This window comes from Paenibacillus xylaniclasticus (assembly GCF_004001065.1).
Taxonomy (GTDB): domain Bacteria; phylum Bacillota; class Bacilli; order Paenibacillales; family Paenibacillaceae; genus Paenibacillus_T; species Paenibacillus_T xylaniclasticus.
On sequence record NZ_BIML01000001.1, the window covers coordinates 22,626 to 46,416 of the forward strand.

Annotated in this window: 21 protein-coding genes and 1 pseudogene; 11 read left to right on the forward strand and 11 right to left on the reverse strand. The window is 49.7% G+C overall.

Going from position 1 to position 23,791, the window contains the following annotated elements; translation table 11 throughout:
- Window positions 1-21: 21 nt before the first annotated feature.
- A complete protein-coding gene (locus PXY01_RS00070; protein ID WP_246027761.1) occupies window positions 22-633 on the reverse strand; it encodes a TetR/AcrR family transcriptional regulator in 612 nt (203 codons plus the stop codon).
- A gap of 165 nt (window positions 634-798) precedes the next feature.
- Between PXY01_RS00070 and PXY01_RS00075 the strand changes: the two genes are divergently transcribed.
- Window positions 799-3,078 (forward strand): MMPL family transporter, encoded by a 2,280-nt coding sequence (locus PXY01_RS00075; RefSeq protein WP_127566033.1) that lies wholly within the window; start codon window positions 799-801, stop codon window positions 3,076-3,078.
- Between the two features lie 160 nt (window positions 3,079-3,238).
- The gene (locus tag PXY01_RS00080; RefSeq protein WP_127566035.1) at window positions 3,239-3,481 is read left to right on the forward strand and encodes a PepSY domain-containing protein; all 243 of its coding nucleotides are present in this window, start codon (window positions 3,239-3,241) and stop codon (window positions 3,479-3,481) included.
- Between the two features lie 81 nt (window positions 3,482-3,562).
- On the opposite strand, the gene PXY01_RS00085 is transcribed toward PXY01_RS00080, so the two are convergent.
- Complete coding sequence (locus PXY01_RS00085) at window positions 3,563-4,747, reverse strand: cellulose binding domain-containing protein (protein ID WP_218028195.1); 1,185 nt, start codon at window positions 4,745-4,747, stop codon at window positions 3,563-3,565.
- Between the two features lie 405 nt (window positions 4,748-5,152).
- Between PXY01_RS00085 and PXY01_RS00090 the strand changes: the two are divergent.
- From PXY01_RS00090 to PXY01_RS00100, 3 genes and pseudogenes are all read left to right on the forward strand, one after another.
- A pseudogene (locus PXY01_RS00090) lies at window positions 5,153-5,865 on the forward strand (NAD(P)H-dependent flavin oxidoreductase); the annotation flags it as partial.
- A 105-nt stretch (window positions 5,866-5,970) separates the two neighbouring features.
- Window positions 5,971-8,355 (forward strand): GH36-type glycosyl hydrolase domain-containing protein, encoded by a 2,385-nt coding sequence (locus PXY01_RS00095; protein ID WP_127566037.1) that lies wholly within the window; start codon window positions 5,971-5,973, stop codon window positions 8,353-8,355.
- A gap of 49 nt (window positions 8,356-8,404) precedes the next feature.
- Window positions 8,405-8,851, forward strand: a complete 447-nt coding sequence (locus PXY01_RS00100; RefSeq protein WP_127566039.1) for a cell wall hydrolase — start codon at window positions 8,405-8,407, stop codon at window positions 8,849-8,851.
- 65 nt (window positions 8,852-8,916) lie between these two features.
- On the opposite strand, the gene PXY01_RS00105 is transcribed toward PXY01_RS00100, so the two are convergent.
- The gene (locus PXY01_RS00105) at window positions 8,917-9,321 is read right to left on the reverse strand and encodes a cupredoxin domain-containing protein (RefSeq protein ID WP_127566041.1); all 405 of its coding nucleotides are present in this window, start codon (window positions 9,319-9,321) and stop codon (window positions 8,917-8,919) included.
- A gap of 192 nt (window positions 9,322-9,513) precedes the next feature.
- Between PXY01_RS00105 and PXY01_RS00110 the strand changes: the two genes are divergently transcribed.
- From PXY01_RS00110 to PXY01_RS00120, 3 genes are all read left to right on the forward strand, one after another.
- Entirely contained in the window at window positions 9,514-9,759 is a 246-nt protein-coding gene (locus tag PXY01_RS00110; RefSeq protein ID WP_246027740.1) for a hypothetical protein, read from the forward strand.
- A 188-nt stretch (window positions 9,760-9,947) separates the two neighbouring features.
- The gene (locus tag PXY01_RS00115; protein WP_127566043.1) at window positions 9,948-11,657 is read left to right on the forward strand and encodes a pyrroloquinoline quinone-dependent dehydrogenase; all 1,710 of its coding nucleotides are present in this window, start codon (window positions 9,948-9,950) and stop codon (window positions 11,655-11,657) included.
- 72 nt (window positions 11,658-11,729) lie between these two features.
- A complete protein-coding gene (locus PXY01_RS00120) occupies window positions 11,730-12,845 on the forward strand; it encodes a carboxypeptidase-like regulatory domain-containing protein (protein WP_164744245.1) in 1,116 nt (371 codons plus the stop codon).
- Here the strand turns inward: PXY01_RS00120 and pqqE are convergent.
- From pqqE to PXY01_RS00150, 6 genes are all read right to left on the reverse strand, one after another.
- Window positions 12,809-13,912, reverse strand: a complete 1,104-nt coding sequence (gene pqqE, locus PXY01_RS00125; protein ID WP_127566047.1) for a pyrroloquinoline quinone biosynthesis protein PqqE — start codon at window positions 13,910-13,912, stop codon at window positions 12,809-12,811. The genes PXY01_RS00120 and pqqE overlap by 37 nt on opposite strands.
- Entirely contained in the window at window positions 13,903-14,181 is a 279-nt protein-coding gene (gene pqqD, locus PXY01_RS00130; protein ID WP_127566049.1) for a pyrroloquinoline quinone biosynthesis peptide chaperone PqqD, read from the reverse strand. The genes pqqE and pqqD overlap by 10 nt, the downstream gene beginning before the upstream one ends.
- Complete coding sequence (pqqC, locus tag PXY01_RS00135; RefSeq protein WP_246027741.1) at window positions 14,178-14,888, reverse strand: pyrroloquinoline-quinone synthase PqqC; 711 nt, start codon at window positions 14,886-14,888, stop codon at window positions 14,178-14,180. The genes pqqD and pqqC overlap by 4 nt, the downstream gene beginning before the upstream one ends.
- Before the next feature lie 3 nt (window positions 14,889-14,891).
- The gene (gene pqqB / locus PXY01_RS00140; RefSeq protein ID WP_127566051.1) at window positions 14,892-15,815 is read right to left on the reverse strand and encodes a pyrroloquinoline quinone biosynthesis protein PqqB; all 924 of its coding nucleotides are present in this window, start codon (window positions 15,813-15,815) and stop codon (window positions 14,892-14,894) included.
- A 39-nt stretch (window positions 15,816-15,854) separates the two neighbouring features.
- Window positions 15,855-15,926, reverse strand: coding sequence for a pyrroloquinoline quinone precursor peptide PqqA (gene pqqA / locus PXY01_RS23195; protein ID WP_127566650.1), 72 nt, complete (start codon window positions 15,924-15,926; stop codon window positions 15,855-15,857).
- A 145-nt stretch (window positions 15,927-16,071) separates the two neighbouring features.
- On the reverse strand, window positions 16,072-16,563 hold the full coding sequence (locus tag PXY01_RS00150) for a hypothetical protein (protein WP_127566053.1): 492 nt from the start codon (window positions 16,561-16,563) through the stop codon (window positions 16,072-16,074).
- Between the two features lie 140 nt (window positions 16,564-16,703).
- Between PXY01_RS00150 and PXY01_RS00155 the strand changes: the two genes are divergently transcribed.
- Complete coding sequence (locus PXY01_RS00155) at window positions 16,704-17,258, forward strand: manganese efflux pump MntP (RefSeq protein ID WP_127566055.1); 555 nt, start codon at window positions 16,704-16,706, stop codon at window positions 17,256-17,258.
- A 65-nt stretch (window positions 17,259-17,323) separates the two neighbouring features.
- Here the strand turns inward: PXY01_RS00155 and PXY01_RS00160 are convergent, their stop codons facing one another.
- Complete coding sequence (locus PXY01_RS00160; RefSeq protein ID WP_373864266.1) at window positions 17,324-18,409, reverse strand: exosporium leader peptide; 1,086 nt, start codon at window positions 18,407-18,409, stop codon at window positions 17,324-17,326.
- A gap of 663 nt (window positions 18,410-19,072) precedes the next feature.
- Between PXY01_RS00160 and PXY01_RS00165 the strand changes: the two genes are divergently transcribed.
- Complete coding sequence (locus PXY01_RS00165) at window positions 19,073-20,485, forward strand: family 43 glycosylhydrolase (protein ID WP_127566057.1); 1,413 nt, start codon at window positions 19,073-19,075, stop codon at window positions 20,483-20,485.
- A gap of 92 nt (window positions 20,486-20,577) precedes the next feature.
- Here the strand turns inward: PXY01_RS00165 and PXY01_RS00170 are convergent, their stop codons facing one another.
- Window positions 20,578-21,012, reverse strand: coding sequence for a hypothetical protein (locus PXY01_RS00170; protein WP_127566059.1), 435 nt, complete (start codon window positions 21,010-21,012; stop codon window positions 20,578-20,580).
- 164 nt (window positions 21,013-21,176) lie between these two features.
- Between PXY01_RS00170 and PXY01_RS00175 the strand changes: the two genes are divergently transcribed.
- Window positions 21,177-23,681, forward strand: coding sequence for a glycoside hydrolase family 9 protein (locus tag PXY01_RS00175; protein ID WP_127566061.1), 2,505 nt, complete (start codon window positions 21,177-21,179; stop codon window positions 23,679-23,681).
- The last annotated feature ends 110 nt before the right edge of the window (window positions 23,682-23,791 follow it).

Here is a 23,791-nt window from a genome sequence, read left to right on the forward strand (position 1 = left end):
ATTAATTATTTATAGGGTTTATTATAAGACGCTGTCATTGCTGTAGTCCGATGCGCAAATTCCTCTTAACACGATTTCGAGCTGCGCGCGAAACGATTCCTTCGGACTATAAGTATCGCCATCTCGAATCCAGTCAATCGTTGTATGAAAGTAGATTGCGAAGAGCAGAGAAACCGTTTGAACCGAATTTAGATCAGAACGTAATTCCCCGGAAGCGATGCCATTCTTAATGACTTCTTCGATGGCCGCCATCGCCTCGTTATAATTTTTACGCTCGCCAAACGTATAGCGGTACATAAATTCGTGCATGAAGAGCGAGACGTACAGTCTGTCTTCTTCATGGACGTCTGCCATCGCATCAAAGATCGCGTACAGCTTGTTCACGGCACCGTCAGCCTCGCTGATCCGCTGCTCGATCGCCTCCTTAATGAGCTTCACTCGTTTTTCACCGAAATGCGCGAGCAGCGCGTTTTTATTCGCAAAATGATTGAACAGCGTCCCTTTGGCAACATCAGCCTTCTCTGCAATTTGCTCCATCGTCGCCTGCTCAAAGCCGACCTCAGTGAACAAAGCATACGCGGCTTCGACGATCTTTTGCTTCGTTTGAATTTTTCGTTTCTCGTATCGTGACATTTCACTCAAGCGGTCATCCCCCTAAACCAATCATTCAGAAAACTTACAATATCAGGTTGAAAATAGCCAGTCGCTGATTTAAAATGTACCGTAGTACAATGTTGAACTGGAGTATAAAATATATGTTACTGAATTGGGCACGAATAACGTAAAAGGAGGTCCATTATGTTCCGAAGACTCGGACTGCTTGCTTCGAGCTATCCGAAGGCAACGATTGTGCTCTGGCTGCTTGTGCTAGCCGTCTCGGTACCCTTCAGCTCCAAGCTTCAGGATAACCTAGCCGGAGGAGACTTGGCAATCCAGACGAGCGAATCTGCACAAGCAGATTCGTTCATTGCGGAGCATTTCGAAGGCGTATCGGCGTCACGGCTTATTATTGTAGCAGAGAGCAAAGAAACGTCACCGGAAGCTTCTGAATTCCGACAATTCGTCGAGCGGCTACGAACGGTCACCGCCGGTAATCCAGACGTGTCGAGCATTTCCGATCCGTATGCTGCATCACAATCCGGTCAACTTGACTCTGATGCCAGGAGAGCGTTCATTTATGCGAATTTGGACATGGAGGAGCAGCAAAGCCGTAAATTCATCAAGCAGCTACGCGAAGATATAAAGGACGTTACGCCGGACGGTTATACCGTGAAGCTGACCGGATCACCCGCAATGAATGCGGAGGGCAGCCAAATCGCGAAAAATAATGTGAAGACGGTTGAAAAAATCGGGCTGCCGTTCGTTTTTATACTGCTGCTGATCGTATTCCGTTCAGTCGTCGCCGCACTGTTGCCGCTGCTTACAGGGGTAATCGCTATTGTGCTGGCGATGGCTGCCGCCTTCTTCTTCTCTAAGCATATGGATTTAAGCTCGTTGTTGACGAACATTATTACGATGCTCGGTCTCGGCATTGCAATCGACTACGCCTTATTTATTACACAGCGTTATCGAGATGAGCTTGCTTCCGGTAAAGATACGGGGGAGGCTGCGGTTAGCTCCGTAGCAACCGCCGGCCGCTCGGTCTTTTTCGCCGGCGTCACGGTAGCGATCAGTACCGTATCGATTCTATTCTCGAATACAGCATTCGCACGTTCCATCGCATTAGGCGGTACGCTCGTCGTAATTGCTGCTGTCGTGGTATCCGTAACGCTGCTGCCCGCGGTCCTGACTCTCATAGGCAAACGAATTGATGCGCTCGCGATTCCATTTCTGCGTAGGCGTAAGGAAGGAGGAGGCTCGTGGCGTAAGTCGGTCATCGCCATTATGCAGCGGCCGCTGCTGTATCTGGTGCTTGCACTCATTCCAATTGGCGTTTTCATTCCTCCATTGTTCCAGATTGAGCTGCATCTTCCGGCGGCCAACTTTAACGAGCTGCCGGAAGACAGCGAGGCTCGACAAGGTATGGAGGCTGTTACGGAGCAAATGGGGGCAGGGACATTATTCCCGGTTAAGCTGCTGCTGCAGTCAAGCGGCAATGTATTCGAGCCGGCTTCTATGGCTGAGCTTAGGCGGATAACCGATCAAATCCATACGCTTCCGAACGTCAAAGAGGTACAGTCGATTCTGTCATTTGTGACGCCGGAACGAACGGCAGAGCAGTGGAGACATCTAATCGAGAGAGGCGACGAGCTGCAGGAGCCGATCAAAAGCCGCATGCAGTCGTTCGTCAGCCGGGATGCGCGATCGACTTTACTATATATTGTGCCTGAGATGGAGGCGAGCTCGGCAGCAACGAGAGCACTAGTTGACAGCATCAAAGATCACATTATGCCCGGAATATCATCGCAATTTACAGGAAGCGTTACGGGAGCAACGGCTTCCGGGCTCGATTATGACGCCGAAGTGCTGAGCCATATTCCAATCATCGTCAGCTTCGTACTCGTACTAACCTTCTTGCTGTTATATGCCGCTTTCCGGTCGATCGTTATCCCGCTGGTAGCAATCATCATGAATTTATTTGTGACAGCCTCGACATTCGGTTTTATCGTCCTTATGTATCAGTACGGCTATATGCCTGGAGCCGAGTCGTTCCCGCTTAATATTAACACTCCGCTGACATTGTTCGTGCTGTTGTTCGGACTCAGTATGGATTACGAGGTAATCCTTATTTCCCGAATGCGCGAGTACTACAAGGAAACCGGACAGCATGAAGAAAGCGTTACGGACGGGATCGTCACAACTGCAGGAATGATTAACGGTGCGGCATCGATCATGGTCGTCGTGTTCGGGGTTTTCTTGTTAGCAGATTTTCAGTTAATCGAGGAGCTTGGCGTAGGACTCGCTTTTGCGATTCTGATCGATGCGTTTCTCGTTCGCACGCTGCTGGTGCCAATTTCGATGAAGCTGCTTGGCAAGTATAATTGGTGGAGCTTCACCGACTGGCTGTCCGCGATCTTCACCAAGCAGCGGGCGTCTGTATATGACAGCCAGGTGAAGGAGGGCAAAAACGGTTCATAAGATCGCACGCCTACTTTTCAGCGATGGCAGGGGCTGATGAGACTTGCCTGCGGCACAGTTTTGTTCGTTACGACGAGAGCTTGCTTTCACCACAACGATGCTCCGTACATATACATAAATGTCCCAATTTATTATTGGTTAAATAAAGGTGTGATCTAATATGTACGGTAGTGGATATTATAACGGGCCGAAATATCGACAAAGAATCTCACTGCAGCAGGCGCAAGAAATCGCCCTCAGACATGTATCTGGGCAAGTTATTCATACCGGGATGGATTTTGAGAATGGCGTCTTCATTTATGAGATCTTCATATTGACACCGCAAAATAAAATTTTCGAGGTTGAAATCATAGCTAGGACGGGACGGATCTTAAAAATTGAAGAGGAAGATGATTGGGATTGATCTAAATGATCGAAGGCTATTGCCGCACATAGACTGAGGGTCAGCGGCCGTTAACGGCCGCTGACCCTCGATTTTTTTGATTTATGGATTACAGCCGATCCGCGAGCTGCTGAAGGCGATATCATCGAACCACAGCGTATCGCTGTCTCCGCCATAGCTTTCCCAGCCGAGCCGGAAATCGGTTGGCTTCGGACGATACGTCGTGCCCCAGCCGTTCGCGTCAACATCAGGAGTCGGCGTGCTGTCGGCACGCAAGCCCGTTATTTCCTCGTCATTCAGCCACGTGCGGATGCCGTCTGCGCCAACCATTACCTCTACACACATCCATTGGTCGGTCGGCAGCGGCTTGCTGAGCGCAACACCTGCCGGGCTTTGTGCAGGAAGAGTAGCATCATCATTCTCACGGTTCCACTGCAACGCTGCGTTTTGTCCGCCCATGCGAAGATCCTTGCCCGACGTCGTATCCTTCATCGCGAGGAAGGTAACGTGACCCTGAGGGAGTGGAGTTGTATGATTAACCCAGAATCGGGCGTAATAGTTCGGTCCTAGATTATCAAAAGCGGTAGTATTGGTGAGAAATACGTGGTTACAGTAGTTACCCCCACCGTTAACGCGTATCGAGGTGCTTCCGGAGTGAGCCTTCGTACGGTCGACGGTCACGGTGCCGGTTCCCGAGCAATTCGGCGTCGTCACCGACCAACTGCCGGACGGTGAACTGCCGGTTTGGTTTTCAAAGCTGTCGCAAACCGCAGCTCCATTACAGCCTGTTGGATTGGTTGGATTGGTTGGATTGGTTGGGTCTGTCGGGTTCGTTGGGTTCGTTGGGTTCGTTGGGTTCGTTGGATTCGTCGGATCTGTTGGATCTGTTGGGTTTGTCGGATTCGTCGGATCTGTTGGGTTTGTCGGATTCGTCGGTGTGCTGGAATCGCAAGAAACGCCGTTAAAGCTCCAGTTGGTCGGAGCATTCACCGTCGAATCGGAGTTGCTGGCTTGATAACCGAAGCTCGTGCTTGCACCAGGGGCAAGATTTCCGTTATAGCCCGCGTCGCTAGCCGTTACAGTGCCCGAGGTTCCGGTCAATTTCGCGTTCCACGCATTCGATATCGTCTGACCTGAAGCGAGCGTAAAGGTCGTGTTCCATGTACTGATCGGCGACGTCCCATCATTCTTTACTGTAACGGTCGCTTGGTACGCGCCAGGCCAGGAATTTTCAAGCTTCCATGTAACCTGACAATCGGCAGCTGAAGCGGCAGACGTCGATTTCATTACAAGAGCCATCCAAACGGATGACAATAGGATACTTACAATTAAGCAATAGAGAAATGTCCTTCTGGATTGTTTCCGGATCGAGCTTTCCATTACTTTAACTCCTTTCGAATTCTAATTATCGAATGTACATATCACATCTGTGTGGAATAGGTTAGGCCTCCTTTTCCGACCAATCGCTAGAATGAATGATGACTAATACCGTATTAAAGCTTTGTGTAAGCATTGTCATATTCTCCCTTGACAACAACAACCGTTACCGATTCCATGCTGAACTATATGAGCGTCGTTATATTCTGTTCTTCTTCTCACCCCCTAATTGCTTACGAATATCATTATACGCCCATCGGACTAAAAATAGTTTATTCTATCAAAAATGTTTATTTTTATATGTTCCAATGAGTGGATTTTCTCCATACGTACCGTGCCAAATTTGGAATAGATCAAAATCCTTCAACTCCGTATGTCTTAGAAACTTTTGAGGAGCAGGTGCAAGTATTATTAGAGGAGAAAGCTCCGGGATTTAGCTTCACGTTCGGTATCCCCCCGATAGATGTGATTCAGGCTATGAAGCAGCGCGGGATATTTGTAATTGGGACGGCAACAACCGTGGAAGAGGCTGAGCACTTAGATGCAGCGGGTGTTAACGCCATAGTAGCTCAAGGATATGAAGCTGGAGGTCATCGAGGGACATTTATAAATCCGGCATCGACGTCTCTAATTGGCACCATTGCTCTCGTTCCACAGGTTGTAGATCATGTCACCATTCCAGTCATCGCAGCTGGAGGAATTACAAACAGAAAATTCTCTCATCCCATGAGAACTCTACTGATGTCACCTACGCATATTCGGGTAAAGCGGCAAGAGGGATACGAACTCAATATATGCGTGATATTGAGCGCTACCCTGGAGCCATACCTGCCTATCCGATTCAGAACAGCTTGACAAGAGGCATTCGACAGACGGCTTCACAAGCAAATGATGCTGAGTATATGTCACTTTGGGCAGGGCAAGGTCTTAGGCTAGCGCAAAACATATCAGCTGCAGAAGTCGTCAACCAAACGATTGAGCAAGCTAAAGCTTTAGTGAATAACAGCTTTCACTGCCGCCGGATTTGAAACTTCAGAACAGAGCAAAAGGCTAGCCGGTTTATTGATTTAGAGGAAATTAATAGGCATAATAGGATGGTCAGATCCAGAGTAAAAGGGAGTGGAAATCCACGAATGATAAGAGCATCTGAAGACAACGAATATTATATCCTTACAAGTCCCACCGTACTGCCAAAGGCTACGGGATTTTTGTGGAACGACAAAATGATGATTCAAGTAAGCTGCCGCGGCTATGCGACGTCACAATTTATGCAGCCGGAACCAGCAAAATATTCCCACGCACCGAATTTGGAAGCAAAATCGTTTATGCAGCCGGAGCAGCCATACTATGCCCATCATCCAGGTCGATTCGTATATATTAAAGACGAAGCGAACGGACAGCTTTTTTCAGCGCCTTACGAGCCTGTGCGCTCGCATTACGACCGGTATACGTTTGCGGCAGGCAAGCATCGGATCGTATGGACTACCGAAAGCGATGAGATCGCCGTCGAGATGAGCTTGAGTCTGCCCCGAGAGGAGGCAATTGAGCTATGGCGGGTGAAGGTAAAGAACGTTTCGGCTAGAGCTCGTAATATCAGCGTCTATCCGTATTTTACGGTCGGATACATGTCGTGGATGAATCAATCCGGCGAATACAACGAAGATTTGCAGGCGATCGTTTGCTCTTCGATTACGCCATACCAGAAGGTCAAAGACTACGATATGATCAAGCTGCTGAAGGACAAAACTTATCTGCTTGCGGAGCGGAAGCCACATGCTTGGGAAGTGAGCCAGGAGGCGTTCGAAGGAGAAGGCGGGCTTGCTCGTCCAAGCTCCATCGAGAACGAAACGCTGGGTAACGGAGACGCGCGGTACGAAATGCCGACGGCGGTGCTGCAATATCGAATCCAATTGGCGGCGGGGGAGGAGAGCGAATTCCGCTTTCTGTTTGGCCCGGCTAAGGACGAAGACGAGATTGCACAGATCCGGCGCAAATATTTTACGGATACGAACGCCAATGTCGAAAACGGTTTTGATCAAGCAGAGCTGGAATATGCCGAATATGTGAGAGAAGGCCAAGGCTGCCTCGAGATTAGCACTCCCGATGCTGATTTCGACAATTTCATCAATCATTGGCTGCCGCGGCAAATGTATTATCACGGCCTAACGAATCGGCTCACGACTGACCCCCAGACGCGCAACTATTTGCAGGATCATATGGGAATGAGTTATATCAAGCCTCAGATCGCCAGACAGTCGTTTCTTACCGCATTAAGTCAGCAACACGCAGACGGAGGGATGCCGGATGGTATTCTGCTGCACGAGGAAGCCGAGCTGAAATATATTAACCAAGTGCCGCATTCGGATCATAACGTTTGGCTGCCAATTTGCATAAGCGCTTATTTAGACGAGACAAATGATTATTCCCTATTGGAAGAGCAAGTACCTTTTGTGGACAGCGAAGAAATGGCGACCGTATCGGAGCATATCGATCGAGCGATGCAATGGCTAATACAAGACCGCGATGAACGCGGCCTCAATTATATTCACCAAGGGGATTGGTGCGATCCGATGAATATGGTCGGTGTCCGAGGCAAAGGCGTATCCGGTTGGCTGACCATTGCAAGGGCTTATGCGTTCAACATTTGGGCGGACATATGCGAGTCTAGCGGCCGATTGGAGGCTAGCCAAGCGTTCCGAATCGCAGCAGCGGAGACGAACGAGGCTGTCAATCGCTATCTGTGGGATGGCGACTGGTATGCACGAGGAATAACAGACGACAACGTAGCGTTCGGGGTTAAAGGTGACAAGGAAGGCCGAATCTTTATAAACCCGCAAGGCTGGGCGCTGTTAAGCGGTGCAGCAGATGACGAGAAGAAGGAGAAGCTTATCCGGTCCGTCGAAGAACAATTGGAAACCCCATACGGCGTCGAAAAGCTGGCTCCTTCATACACCGCCATGCGTGAGGATGTGGGACGGGTTACGCAGAAGCATCCGGGTACTGCAGAGAACGGGGCGGTATATAACCATGCAGCGGCATTTTACATTTTCGGGCTGTATGCTGTCGGGAAACAAGATCAAGCTTTTCGGCTGCTCCGCAAAATGATTCCTGGACCCGATCACGAGGATATCGTCCGGAGGGGTCAATTGCCCATATTTATCCCGAACTATTATCGCGGGGCTTATCGGCAATTTCCACGCACCGCCGGCCGTTCCAGTCATTTGTTCAATACAGGCACGACGGCTTGGGTATACCGCTGCTTAATCGACGGTTTATTCGGCCTAAAGGGCTGCCCATCCGGACTGCAAGTCAAGCCTCAGCTTCCGACGAATTGGCAGGAGGCTGCCGTTAAGCGCAAATTTAGAGGAGCGCTTCTCCATATCCAAATGAAACGAGTTGAAGACGTGCAGTCAGTAGAAGTGTATGTGAACGGCGAGCTTGTTCCGTCGGGCATTCTTCATCATTTGCAGCCAGACGTCGAATACGACGTACAGGTCAAATTACCTCAATTCCAGTAACATTTCCACTTCGCCTACAATATGATGTGTCTAGAGGTGAGGTGAGCTAATGGCAGTCGTAAAAGCCAGGCAGCAGGATATCGATATGTTGGCAAGACTGCTTCGAGCGGAAGCGGAGGGCGAGGGCGAGATGGGCATGCTTCTGGTCGGAAACGTAGGCATTAACCGAGTTAGAGCGAACTGCTCCGATTTTAAAGGACTTCGTACAATCCCTCAAATGATTAATCAGCCGCATGCGTTCGAGGCGCTGCAGCATGGGATGTTCTATCAAAGCGCCAGAGACAGAGAGCGCCGTTTGGCACAGCGCGTTGTCGATGGAGAGCGGTTCTGGCCGGCTAAATTTTCCCTATGGTATTTCCGCCCAGGTACGTTCGAAAGCCCCGGCCCATGCCCGCCAACCTGGTATAACCAGCCGTTCGTCGGGCGATGGAAGAAGCACTGCTTCTATGAGCCAACCGCCCAAGAATGTGAAAATGTATATAATACGTTCGGATGACGAGAACCGAATCGTAATGACAAAAGTGAAGCTGCTGGTATGGCGGCTTCACTTTTGTTGTTAGGTTATTCGACTATAATCTGTCCCACCATATTGTCATGACCTTGTCCGCATTGAATACTGCAATGAAACTCATACGTTCCGGCTTTATCCAATTTAATCGTCGCGGTTTCACCGTTCTTCAGATTGATGCCTAGATCATCACTTTGCAAGCCGTGAACTCCCGTCTCATTGTTCAAGGTAAGCTTAAGCGTATCGCCCACTTTAGCTCTAATCTCAGGCTCACTGAAGGACCAGTTGATCGCATTCTCTGTAATTTCCTGTGTAGTTCCGCCGCCTTCCTCTTGCGTCGGAGCTTGCGGCGTTTCGGTGTTTGAATCATTGTTGTTGTCCGAGCCGCCGCAAGCGGTAAGCGCGAAGAGAGCCATTAGCGCGAGAACCACCCACAATTTGACGAAATGTTGTTTCATGTCGAGTAAAACCCTCCTGGAGTTAGAGTGAATCATTGCTAGTATGTCCATTGCCGGCTGAACTAATCCTTAAGAGATGCAGCGTTCTCAATAACAAGCGGTAGAAGGAATTCTCGGCATAATTGTACTTGTCCCCAGCATACATTCGATGTAGAGAAGCAGCAATGCTCCCGTCAAAACGGAGGTGTGCGAATGGCTAAATTAAGTTTACACTCGCCAGCGAAAGGCGTACTAATGGGAGTGGGAATGACCGGTGGCTGGCTCTTGGCCGATCTGCTGCTTCCAGAGCCTTGGGGAGACGTTGTCTTATTCGGGGCAATGGCAGTGGTGAATATCGGAATCGGGTGGAAGCTTGGAAGGCTGTACGACTTACATAATAAGGAGGCAACCGTCGCCGCCGATACGAAGAACGAGGCTAATTACGAAATTCAATCTTAAGAAGAGAGCTGACGCTACGTCATCGCTCTTTCGACTTTGGAACAAGAAGTCGAGAGGGCGTTTTTTTTCATGTTCAAGATAATGGGAAGTGAAGCTGATGCAAATTACATAATTTCAACGAATTAGGAAATACCTTAATTAACGAAGATTTCGAGAAGCACACACTAATAGAGCATGGAGGTTTCACCGTGAAAAAAATTCATTCAACACTAGGAGCAGCACTTGCTGTATTGCTGCTGCTGAGTGCTTGTAGCGGGAACAAGAACGACGAAGAGGCCGCACCTTCTCCAGCGCAAGAGCCTAAGGGCGGTGTAACAGGAACCGTCTTTAAAAACTGGGGCTCCTACGGTTATACGCTGGCCAATAACCGCCACGCTCCTTTCAAGGAAATTACCGCCGATAACGTGAACGATCTTGGCATCATTTGGTCCGCTGACTTAAAGACGCTCGATCCAGATGTCAAAAACGGAAATCAATCATATCCCGTCGTTGTCGATGGGGTCATCTATATCACGACTTCAGGAAATCAGGTGTTTGCGTTTGACGCTGTGACAGGGAATACGATCTGGCATTGGAAGCCCGATGCGGAGCAGGCAGCGAACTTCTCGAAGGCAGGGATTATCGCGAATCGCGGCGTAGCGGTAGGCGAAGGCAAAGTATTTACGCTTGCTGTCGATAACTCGCTAATCTCCTTGGATCAGAAGACGGGTAAGCTCATCAAATTGATTAAGCTTGGCGACTATATTGACGGAGTTACACTCGAGAACGGTTACTATGAGACTACAGCTCCCCAATACTACAAAGGCAATGTTTATATCGGAAGCAGCGGCAGCGACAACGGCGTACGAGGCTTCGTAGCCGCCTTCAAGGCGAGCGATTTGTCGCCAGCCTGGGATTCACCGTTCTGGACCGTGCCGCCCAAAGGGCAAGATTGGCTGGCGAACAGTAAGTTCCAGGGGGGCGGAGCTGTATGGAATCCGGTAGCGATCGACGAAGAGACCGACATCATGTACTTCGCGACAGGCAATCCGTCGCCAGATTTCTACGGTGCTGGTCGTCCCGGAGACAACCCAAACACCGACTCCGTCGTGGCCGTGAACGCAATGACTGGCGAGCTTGTCTGGGCTAAGCAGGAAGTTAGCCACGATATGTGGGATTATGACGCGTCCGCTTCGCCGATGATTATTAATGCCACCGCTAAAGGTCAGAAAAAAAAGCTTGTCGTACAAGGCGGCAAGAATGGTTTGTGGTATGCATGGGATGCGGCTACAGGTGATGTGGTCTGGGACGGTATCCCGTTCGCCAAGATCGATAAGAAGGATCCGACACCTGAAGGCACGATAAGCTGGCCAGGAGTGCTCGGCGGGGAAAACTATGCGCCAGAATGCTATCACCCTGGGACGAATTACGTCTTAATTCCGGGCATCGAATCGCCTTCCCTTTACAAATCAGCGAAGAGTGAAGCGGAAGCGGCTACCCCGGACCTTCCCGGCGCAGCGGCATTCGGTACGGCAACGGAAGAGGTGGCCGATGTTAAAGGATACGGAACCGTCACCGCGATTAATGTGGATACCGGCAAACAGGCCTATCAGATCAAAACAACAGATCCGCAGCGCGGCGGCTTAACGTGTACCGATTCCGGACTAGCATTCTTCGGTGAGCTGGACGGCAAAATTAACGCTCTCGATATTAAGGCAGGTAAAGTGATCTGGACGTTCCAGACGTCTGGAGATAACGTGCAGGCCGCGCCATCCATCTTCGCCGTCGACGACAAGGAATATATCGTCTTCACCACAGGCGGAACGAAGCCGAAAGTGCATGTGTTCGGCTTAGGCGGCGATAAGACGCAAGGGAAGGCGGGTACAGCTGAGACTGGCGGAGGCCATTCCGCTCAATAGCTCGAACCAAGCGGCCAAGACAGGACAAGTATAGTCTTGTCTTGGCTATTTTATGGAAAGGAGACACCTCATTTGACGTACATAACAAGAGCAAGGCTGCTGATCCTCTTTGCCACCGCATTACTGCTATGTACAGCTTATCGATCAGAAGCAACAGCACAGAAGGCAATCCCTCAAGGCACAATTGAGCTTGAACAGACGTCATTTGCCGCTAAATCATGGAAGAGCGACGGCTCTCACCTTACGGCTGTAAAGGGCAGGCTAACATTAGGCGAACGGCCGGTGGCCCATGCGCTTCTGCAAGTTCAACCGCAAGGAAGAACTATTGTGACAGAAGAGGATGGCTCCTTCAAGCTGCTCGTCGACCGCAGTCTAGTCGCCTCCAGACCTTTAACCGTACTATCGGTACATGACGCCAAGATTGCCGGCAAGCCGGTTGAGAAGGAAGAAGCCGATTCTATCCGTTCGGCCACTTCCAGGATCAACGTATACTATCCGATCGAGGTGATTCAAGTATCGCCCTCTGATACAGACAAGAGCAAAGTAAAGGTGCACGCTAGACTTAACGTCGAGAACGACGATAAAATTTCCTTTTTCAAAATCGATAAATATCGGATTGCAGGTAAAGTTACGGATGCGGATGGCAATCCAGTGAAAGGCGCTGTCGTATGGATCGATCGGGATAGCGGTGAAGGCTTCGCCAAGTCGACGCCGACGGATCGAAACGGGAACTATGAGATGTACTACTGGCCGGAGGAAGAGGAAACGAACCTTACCGTAATCGTCGGAACACGTCGTTACGAGCTGCCGAAAGGTAAAGTAATTCATCTACCTCATCACACGAGCGTAGACATTCGCATTCGTCTGCCAAGAGAAGGCCTCGTGCTCGACGACAGACCTCCTAATCTGGTATGCACGACCTCGAAGGGAGTGACGTACACCGGTCTGCTCGCCGGACTTGACGTACCGACCGGAACCTCTTATTCGGTGACAATTCCCGATCGTCAAGGAAGGTTTGTCGTGACGGTATCCAAGGATGTGTGGGAGACACGACCGCTCTTTTACGAGACTGTGCTCACGAGGTTCATCGCGCAGGACAAAATATTTGAAGCTGGGGACGAGCTGCCTGATGGATTATTAGAGCCGGGCAATCAAGATCCGAGAGTTTCCGCTCGTCTGCCTCGATAAGAAAAGGAGGGAGCAGGAGCATCGCTTTGTTCGAAGGAGCTGATCCGTTCAATAATTGTTGACCGATCGGGAGACCACTTGCATACAGGATCTGCCGCTCGTGCGTCTCCGGTCCACAAGAAGGCTTGACAACGGCAGCCGCCATAGTCAAGCTCGCGGCGTTCACAGCTTCTGCAAGGCTCGGGCATCCAATCGTATCCTCGAAACGCGTTAAAGGAAGGGGAGTGGTACCAAATCCACGCTAATGAGCGTTCCTTCACATTCTCGAATGACATGCTCCGAATTTCGGAGGCCGCTGTGCAGGGCAATACCCGACCATCGGGAGCTATCGTAAGCGAGAGTTTACCCCAGCCGCCCATGCATGGTTTAGGGAATTCTTCATAGTAATCGGGTAAGATCCATATCAGTTCAATTTGATTGCTGAATCGCTCACTCGCCCGAGAATAAACAGCTTCGGCTTCTTGCAGCTGCTCCCTTGACGGCAGCAATTGCTGAACATTGCTTAGCGCCCAGCCATAATATTGAGCATTAGCCAGCTCCAGCCGCTGGGCTCCCCATTCTACACAGAGCTCGATAATCTCTTCAAGCTGATGCAGATTAGCCCGGTGGAGTACGACGTTCATATGTAAAGGAAGCCCGCTTGAACGAATTCGCTGTGCGGCTTGACGCTTCAAATCATAGGATCGGAAGCCTGCGATCGAATCAGCCAGCTCCGCAGATGCAGCTTGAACGCTCAGCTGAATGCTATCTAATCCTGCCGCTACAAGCTGCCGGATACGTTCCTCGGTCAAGCCTACGCCGCTCGTAATAAGATTGATGTACATTTCCGCATCCCTGGCATGTCGCACGAGCAATTCTAGATCTGACCGAAGAAGCGGTTCTCCGCCTGTGAAATGAATCTGCGCAACGCCCAGCTCGCCGGCTTGCTCCAGCACATTGATCCAGTCATTCGTCGACAGCTCATTCTCTCTGCGATGAAGCTCGATAGGATTCGAACAGTAGGGGCAGTGAAGCGGACAGCGATGGGTGACTTCTGCCGTCAAAGCATAGGGGAAATTTACGGGCATAGCTCTAACCAGCCTCTCTCCGCTGCCGAAGCGATAAATTCGACGATATCGTCACCTAGGCCATTCTGAACGAATCTCGCTTCGAGCTCCTCGATCATTTGTGCAATCGTAAGCTGACCGTCGCACAGCCTTAGAATCGCTCCCGCCGCCTCATTCAGCTCAATGACCCGCTCCGGCAGCAGCAGTAACTCCAACTGCCGGACTTTGTCGTATTTCATCCTTCCAGGACTGCGCAGCCTCGGTCGATCCGTCATAGTCAAGGCGTTCATCGGCCGTTCTCTCCAATAGGGAAAGCTAAGGATAACGCGTCTAGAAGTGCCCAGAGGACGTTACATTTAAACTGCAAAGCACCGATCGCCTGCTCTTGCTCCCGACGATCTCTGCATTCGCGTAAGACGAGTCTTAATCCGTGTTCCGCATCGCGCGGTGCTTGGGTGAGCCGTGCTTGAAAGTAGGCGAGCCCTTCGGGCCGTATCCATGGATACAGCTGCTCGAACACGCCAATTCGCTTCGAGACGAGAGTAGGAGCGAACAGCTCCGTTAGAGAGGAGGCGACGGCAATAGGCCATGGCTCCAGACGACAAAAGTTCACGTAAGCATCGACGGCGAAGCGGACGGCCGGAAGGACGTGACGTTCATCGAGCATTTCATCTCGAGGAATGCCCGCCGCTTCTCCTAGCCGTATCCAAGCTTCAATGCCGCCCTCGCTGCCACCTCTGCCATCATGGTCGATGATTCGCTGAATCCATTCGCGGCGATCCTCGCGGGACGGCAGCTTGGACAAGATCAGCGCGTCTTTAACCGGAATATTCTTCTGATAATAGAACCGATTGGCGATCCAAGCCCGCATTTGAACGGGTGTCAGCCTGCCTTCATGCATGGCGATATGAAAGGGATGCTTATCGTGATAGCGTTCCTCTCCCACCTGACGCAAACGCTGCGTAAATTGTTCATTCGAGAGCAAATACGATTCCAACCGTTAAACCTCCATTTCCATCCCGTCAAACCCGATTTCAATTCCTAAGTCGGTCAGTACTCGCCGTGCCGGCGAATGCTCATGCAGCATCGGATTCGTGTTATTGATGTGAATGTATACTTTGCGGCGTGCATGCAAACCTGCGAGCCGCTGTGCGCTTCCGCCAGGTCCGGAAACGGGAAGATGACCCATATCGGCGGCTTGCAGCTCCGATACGCCAAGCTCGCGCAGCTCATCGTTCGTCCAGAAGGTACCGTCCAGCAAAATACAGTCAGCATCTGTCAGATGCCGCTCAAGCGTTATCGTCCATGCCTCGATGCCTGGCGCATAGACGACGGTACCGCCTGTTGACAGGTCTGTAATGCGATAACCAACATTCCAAGGTTCCTGCTCCTGTCTAGTGACGTCATGAAGTGCATTCGCCGAGACATAACGAGGGGGCTTATCGCCCAAACAGAATGGACATACCCATAATTTTCCCTCAAATAGTGAAAAAGATTCCTCCAGCTTCGTCTCATGCCATCGAAAGCTTGCGTACGGTTCCACGATCCGTCTCACCGGAAAGCTGGCTTCCAGCGCAGCTAGAACAGGCCGTGCAGCATAAACGTCAATGGACGAGCCTTGTCTAAGCTGAAGAAGTCCGGTTGTATGGTCCAATTCCGCATCCGTGAGCAGGACAGCTTGAATGGGGGAGCTGCGTAAGGAAGGACCCGGATGGAGACAGTCGTTCTCTTCGATCTGAAGACAGACATCCGGGCCAGCGTTGAGCAGCATCCATTGTCGACCATCCGGGCTTACGGCAATCGAATCATTCCTTCGTGAGCGGGAGGACGGATCGCCAGATCTTACGCGTCTGCAATGAGGACAGGCGCAATTCCATTGCGGGTATCCTCCTCCCGCAGCAGAGCCTAGCAGCTTAATAATCATCGTTACGCCCCTTATAGAAGAGATGCCGGCTATCTATGATCATTTGCGATAAGCATAGGCCGTTACTTCTGCGCAAAGCTCGACAATTTTAAAATCAGGCTTCACCCACATACCTATTACACCTCCTCTTGGAAGTTCAACACAAAACCTGTTTCATTGTATGTCGGCATATGAATGTCCAAGAAGTAAAAAAACGATGCACGGTCTCAGCTGCACTTCGAAGTGAGACCTGCATCGTTATTCATCGATCATATACTTAGCGATCGCGCTGCGGGTTACGGTTACCAAGAAGGCCGAAAAGCCCGAGCAGGCCAAGCCATCCAAGCCAATTCCATCCCATTCCTCTGGAAGAGCCTGTATCCTGTGCGCGATATAAGTCACTCGTGTATGACTGCGCACGATAACCTGTATCTCGGTCCGCCGTGACACTATCGTACTTGTTCACATTCGGATCAAGGTTAAAGAACTGACTGCCTGTTCCTGTTCCATACACGCTGACGTCATACTGGGAAGTAGAGCTCGTCCTTAGACCATTGCTGGTCGACTGAGCATGCATTCCATGATCGGATCGATTAACGGAGCTTTCATTGCCCGTGCTGCGTGTTACACTACCCATCCCATTGCCAAGCCCGCCGTTGCCTCCATTTGGCGTATTCGAAGCAGCATAGGCCGCTGAAGCCGAGGCCGGGAGCACAAGCAAAAAAGAAATGACTGCCGCCCATATTCCACATAATATCTTGCTTCTCATGACCTTACCTGCCTTTAAAGGTTAGTGTTTTTTCTTTGATTAAGGTTTCACAATTGCAGCAATTCTATACGAAGCTTGTACTATGACAAGAAACGAATGTATATATTGGTAACCAAGGATAGTGATGAAGGAGTGTGATCATGGAAACGCTGCTCGCCTGGATGCTAACCTTGTCATTAGGCTTCGATGCTCTAATCGTTTCCGCTTCATTAGGTCTGAGAAAAGAGACAAAATATAAAATAAAGACAGCGCTTGTGTTCGCTTCAGCCGAAACGCTTATGCCAATTGCAGGGATGATGATCGGAGGTGCTCTAGGCCATTTGTTCCAAGGTGCACTATCCATCATGGGTGCTCTATTATTAATCGGGGTAGCAATCTATTTCCTTTTTCTTGAAAAGGAAGAGGATGAGCATGCAGCGCTTGGGCATCAGCTCACTGGATGGCCATTAATAGCGGTAGCAATCGGCATTAGCTTGGACGAGCTCGCCGTAGGCTTTAGCGCCGGCTTGATGCAAGCACCTATCGTATTGACGATTACTCTAATTGCTGTGCAGTCGTTCGCACTATCGATGATAGGCATTACCTTCGGAGCCAAATTCAAGCCATATTTAGGCGAATGGGCCGAGAAAGCTTCGGGCCTTATGCTTGGACTCATTGGTTTATGGATGCTGATCGATACATTACCTTCAACATAGTACTTACGAATAATATTCAAGAGGCCGACGGGTGATCCGTCGGCCTCTTGGCATGTATGGTCCGTTTACACAGGACTAATTTTAGCTGCAATCCGATCCAACGCTTCTTGTACAGTAGTCGGGAGAGGCAATGTCCAATCTGCGGGATTGCCTGGCGTATAAGCTACCCCGAACGCGTCATCCACTCGAACTAATGTCGTATTCGCACCTACAAGCGTCACACGTGAACGGATCGGGATCGAATCCTCAGTAGCTCTTACTCTCGTTATGACATTGTCTACACCATTGACGATCAAGCTTCCCGAGTTAGGAAACGGATTAAAAATATTTTCCGTAATGGCGAAGCTGGATAAATTCAACGGATCAATCGGAATATGCCCAGATTGCACGTTAATAATGACGTTACCGTTAATTCCACCGCCGACGAGATTCACCTGTGTATCTGTTGTCGCTTGAGAATTGATCGTAATATTCCCGCTGGACACAAATGAGGCGAACATGGACATGTTTATTCCGTTCTGCGTATATCCGCCAGACAGCATTGAATCGCGAATATTGACTTGGTTAACGGAGGTAGTCAGAGCTGTGAACACAGGAGTAGGGGTTATATTAACGCTGACGAAAAATAACTTGCCGCTGAAGCTGCTCGCTGTTACAAAGTTAAAATCAAGCGGCCCAGACAGCAGCGTCAAATCTGCGAAGCCCGAACGGTTGTCGTTAACAAAGCCCGTTTCAAACCATGAAGGATCGTTAATATCGAAAGGGATAGACAACCTGGTCAGCAGCGTGCTGGCCCCAATCAATTGTACGTTTGCTTTCAAATGAATTAGTGGCTCTGAGTAATTGCCCGGGCCGATAGAAATCGCATATCTTTTATTGGGCGTCGCGTCTGTAATGGAGGCCATCGCTGCTGTAACCGTCAAGAAGGGATGGCATTCACTGCCGTCAGCGGCTGCATCATCTCCGGCTTTGTTGACATATACGATTTGTGTCGCAACGGGAAGCGGCGGCGTGCATCCCGGTCCAGGAGGACCTTGAGGACCCTGTGGACCAGGAATTCCAGGAGGACCGGGAGGACCAGGCATCCCCGGAGACCCCGGCTGGAGCAAGACGAAACCAAGCACGTTTTGAACATTCTGAATAGAGGTCATGAGGCTGTTAATGACGATTTGCTCGTTCTGCAGCAGTTGGAAGGTGACGGCAAGCTGCACGAGCGTCAAATTGATATTGTTAACGATGTTTAGACTAGAAACCGGAAATTTCTTGAGAATCGAATTAAATTCGTTAATAATCGTTGTAATTTCGGTCTTCACAATTGGACACAGCTTCGCTTTATTCAACGTTCGAGACATTCGTCGAAGCTGAATTTTTAAAGCTTTAATATTGTAGGCGTCCTGATGCAGGATGACAGGCTGCATACACCGGGCAATCTCTCTTAAGATATGTCTAATCTTCAAGACTTCTCTATCAGTCAGCCAATTATTGCAAGGCCGCTTCTTGCAGCATTTGCACAGGACAATACATTTCTTATATCCCGACTTTTTGCGCCGAGCAGTCGACGCGTTTATACTCGGAAGCTTTCGAAGGCGCAGCCTCATATCATCCTCCCCCTCAATATACTTGGAAACATTGTATGTAATTAGGTCTAGCCCGTATATGCCATTAACACGATCATCCAAAATGTTGGATAAAATGAAGTAGGAAGAAAGGCTTTTGCGCGATGGAAAGTATTGTTGAGAGGAAAAGAAAGCGTTACAATTGGAATGTACGCACGTACATAGCTGTTATCGTATAGGAAGGGAAATGAATGAGACATGAACAGACAAGGCTTTAATCCATACCTTCCCTCTTGGGAATACATACCGGATGGTGAACCGTATGTTTTTGGCGATCGTGTATATGTATACGGTTCACATGACCGTTTCAACGGACATGCTTATTGCTTGAACGATTACGTCTGCTGGTCGGCTCCGGTCAATGACTTGTCGGATTGGAGATATGAAGGTGTCATTTATCAGAAAACCGACGCCCCCTATAACGAGGACGGCGATATGTGCCTCTTCGCCCCAGACGTCGCATTGGGACCTGATGGAAGATATTACTTATATTATGTATTGAATAGGAACAACTTCGTATCCGTGGCGGTATGTGATACTCCTGCAGGGAAGTACGAATATTACGGGGATGTTCATTACCCTGACGGCACACTTCTTGGAGCTAAAGAGGGCGACGAGCCGCAATTCGACCCCGGCGTCTTAGTAGAAGGGAATAACGTCTACCTGTATACCGGATTTTGCTTCCAGAATGATACGTCCCGCTCCGGTCCGATGGCGACCGTGCTGGAGCCGGACATGATTACGATCAAGGAAGGCCCAAAGTTTATTGCACCAAGCGCTCCTTATAGTCAAGGATCAGGCTATGAGGGACATGAATTTTTTGAGGCTTCTTCGATGCGCAAGATCGGAGATACCTATTATTTTATTTATTCATCCATTCTATTTCACGAGCTATGCTATGCGACAAGCAAGCATCCTACTCATGGATTCGAATTCCGCGGTACGATCGTTAGCAATAACGATACCGGTATCGATACTTATAAGCCGGCCAATAAGCCGATGTTCTATGGCGGTAACAACCACGGCAGCATTATCGAGATTAACGGCCAATGGTACGTCTTCTATCACCGCCATACGAATGGAACGAACTATAGCAGACAAGCCTGCTTAGAACCAATCCAGGTGTTAGAGGACGGAACGATTCCTCAAGTGGAGATGTCCTCTTGTGGTCCGAATGGCGGTCCGTTAGTTGGAAAGGGAGAATACCCTGCATATATCGCTTGTCAATTGTTCTGCAAGGAGGAAGAAGCATACACGGCAGGTCCCGGCGATTGGATGGACAGCCGGTTTCCGAAGATTACGCAGGACGGCAAGGACGGGGACGAGGAGAATGGTTATATCGCCAATATGAGAGACGGCGCCGTAGCGGGCTTCAAGTACTTCGATTGCAAAGGGGTGCGACGCATTTCGATCCAAGTACGCGGAGGAGAAGGCTCCGTAGAAATTATGACAGCATGGGACGGCAAGCCGCTTGGAAGTATTCCGATCCAGACGAGCAACGACTGGAAGCGATTCTCGGCTGACATTACAATTCCGGATGGCGTACATGCCCTATATTTCAAATATGTCGGACCAAGCAGAACAAGTCTGGCATCGTTCACGCTTGAATAGCGAGGATGGGAATATGGCGATCACACCCTGGCATCAACCAAGAAGTGATCGCCAATTTGCTATGGATTAATCGTTTGAATACACATTCATTTCTAGTAAACGCTTATTACGTAACTATTAGTAGTAGGTAAAGAGTTGGTCACATCGATGTACGCCGTTGCAGTCGGATACAGTATGATGTCATAGACATAGAGCCCAGGCTGCATCGAGATATAGTGTATCCGTCCCTGTCCCGAAATCTGGATGCTCGATGTATACACGTTGGCCGATGCCGAGCTTGAAACCAACAATTGATACGCCCTAGCGTACTTACCATCCGTATTGTCAATTCGGTATGACTCTGTTGCGTAAGGCCCTAATGTACGATAGAAACTTTGGCCGGTATCAATAGGGGTATAATACGAAGAGGCTGTTATCGAAGCCCTTGCATCTGCGGCTGCATTAGAAGTAGCCGGCAGCGTGCCGAGAAGAAGAACAGCACCGAGTAATGCAACAGAGCCTTTCTTTAACCATTTTTTCATCATCATTTATCACCCTCCTAAATGTCCCTATCATTGGACTGGCCAGCCCTTTATATAACTTACCGTTACTCATTATTTTATGGAATAGGGAACTGGAACCATTTTACTTTTCTGGTCTATAAGTAGGTGGTTTGATTCTTTCGAAATAATCGCGAAGAGGAGACTGTAGAATGTTACTGGAAAATGCTTCCACTCTCTCTGAAAATTCGGGCTTCAAGTTAAATCAAACCTCTGGCTATTTTCAAAATCTCGGTGTGGATGTGATGGCCTTCGACGACATTTATCCAGAAGGACATCAGTCCGGTGTAAGTATCATTATGCACGGCAATCGCGTCGCTACGAACGGCGATATTCGGTTCGAGCAGACGCCCGGGCAATGGCAGCCGGTCCCTAAGCAGGGGAAGCGTGATCTCGATGAAGAATCGAATACGATCACGACTTCACTGAGCTTCCCGGACCGTTCGAGACACTTAAAAGGATTCAACCCGATGATCTACCCAGACTTCGAGTTCAATTACAAGGTTATCGTTAAGGGTGAAGGCTCGTCGCTCATCGTTACCGTCGACATGGATCGACCGATCCCTGACAAATATTGCGGCAAAATATGCTTTAACCTAGAGCTGTTTCCCGGCGCGCTGTTCGGTAAGCCTTGGATTATGGACCACAAGCATGGAATTTTCCCTGAACAGCCGAATGGTCCCGTTCGATCGCAGCCATCCAACTATTCGCATGCCGGAGATTTCTGCGAAGCAGATGCCCGTGCGGATCTGAAGCTTCTGTCGGGCGACAACAAGGAATACAATCCGATCATTGCCGATGATCTCATTGCCGAGCCGTATGCAGTTGGCAAACGGTTCACCGTTCGGCCCGAGGACCCTTACAACCGCTTTACGATTGAAAGCCAAAAAGCTGAGCTTAAGCTGTATGACGGGCGAATGAACCATAATAACGGATGGTTTGTCATTAGCAGCGAAGTACCAGCTGGAGCTACGAATGATGCAATTCGATGGATCATTACACCCCATGTCGTAGAAGACTGGGTTTATCCGCCTGTCGTACAAACGTCGCAGGTAGGATACCATCCAAGCCAATCGAAAATCGCAATCATTGAGCTTGATAAACGGGAGAACAGACGGGAAAAACCGGAGCTTGTCCGAATAACCGAGACAGGCGAACAGCTCGTGCTTTCAGCTGAAGGACAGGAATGGGGGCAATTTCTCCGCTACCATTACTTGAAATTTGATTTTACAGCGGTAAGGGAAGAAGGGCTCTACAAGGTTCGCTATGGTTCGTCGGAGTCATCCGTCTTCAGCATCGCAAGCGATGTTTATGACCGAGGCGTCTGGCAGCCGGTGCTGGAATATTTTCTGCCTGTACAAATGTGTCATATGCGGGTAAGCGAGAAATACCGTGTATGGCATGGCCTCTGTCATCACGATGACGCTAGAATGGCCCCGGTGAATCTTAACCACTTTGACGGATACGTACAGGGGCCTTCAACTCTGACCCGATACCAGCCAGGCGACGTTGTTCCAGGGCTGAATATTGGCGGATGGCACGATGCCGGCGACTTTGACCTGCGCATAGAGTCACAATCGGGGGAATTTTATACACTCGCTTTAGCGTACGAAGCCTTTAATGTCTATTACGATGCGACAACGATTGACCAAGACCGACGAGTTGTCGAAATTCACCAGCCTGACGGTAAAAACGACATCTTGCAGCAAATTGAGCACGGCGTCCTGTCTGTAGTGGGAGGCTATCAAGCATTAGGACGGCTTTATCGGGGAATTATCGAGAACGATCTTCGGCAATACGTACATCTTGGCGATAGTGCGGTCATGTCAGACGGAATTCAAGGGAATGCGGACGATCGCTGGGTGTTTACGGAGGATAACCCGCCGAGAGAGTTAACAACCGCGGCCCATCTGGCAGCCGCTTCCCGAGCTTTGAAGGATTTCAATCCCGCGCTAAGCAGCCAAGCCTTACTGACGGCTTGTGAGATATACAATGTTACGGATGGAACGGGTCCTGCCAGAATCGCCAAAATTCATGCTGCTGTAGAATTGTACCTGGCCACAGGCGAACTCGTCTACAAAGACTATCTTATGTCGGAAGCCGATTATATCGCCGAATCTATAGATAAGGTAGGCTGGTTTGTCGCTCGTGCCGAGCAAACGATGAATGATACTGGCTTTACCCGAAAGCTGCGAGAAGCATTGCCCGCTCTGAAAGAGCAGTTAACGAAGCAAAGTGCCGAGACGCCGTACGGAATCCCATATCGTCCGCATATTTGGGGAGCGGGCTGGGGAATCCAGCGACTAGGATTCGAATACTTTTTCCTGCACAAGGCTTATCCCGATCTGTTCGATTCCGAACTGATATTCAATGCGCTGAACTTTGTATTGGGCTGTCATCCGGGTTCCAATACGATGTCATTCGCATCGGGCGTAGGTGCCAAATCAGCAACGGTAGGGTATGGACTAAATCGGGCTGATTGGTCGTATATTCCAGGCGGCGTCATATCGGGTACCGCACTAATTCGTCCAGACTTCCCTGAGCTGCTCGTGTTCCCGTACCTGTGGCAGCAGGTGGAATATGTACTAGGAGGCGGATCATCGCATTTCATGTTTATCGCACTGGCCGCCCAGCATCTGACAAAAGGTACAGCCTAATCAGCAGAGTTTGTCGTATACTTGCCACTATCGACCCGAACCAACAAGAGCTGCCATTTCGGCAGCTCTTTATAATATATACATATTTATACTACATGCAAAAAAATGGG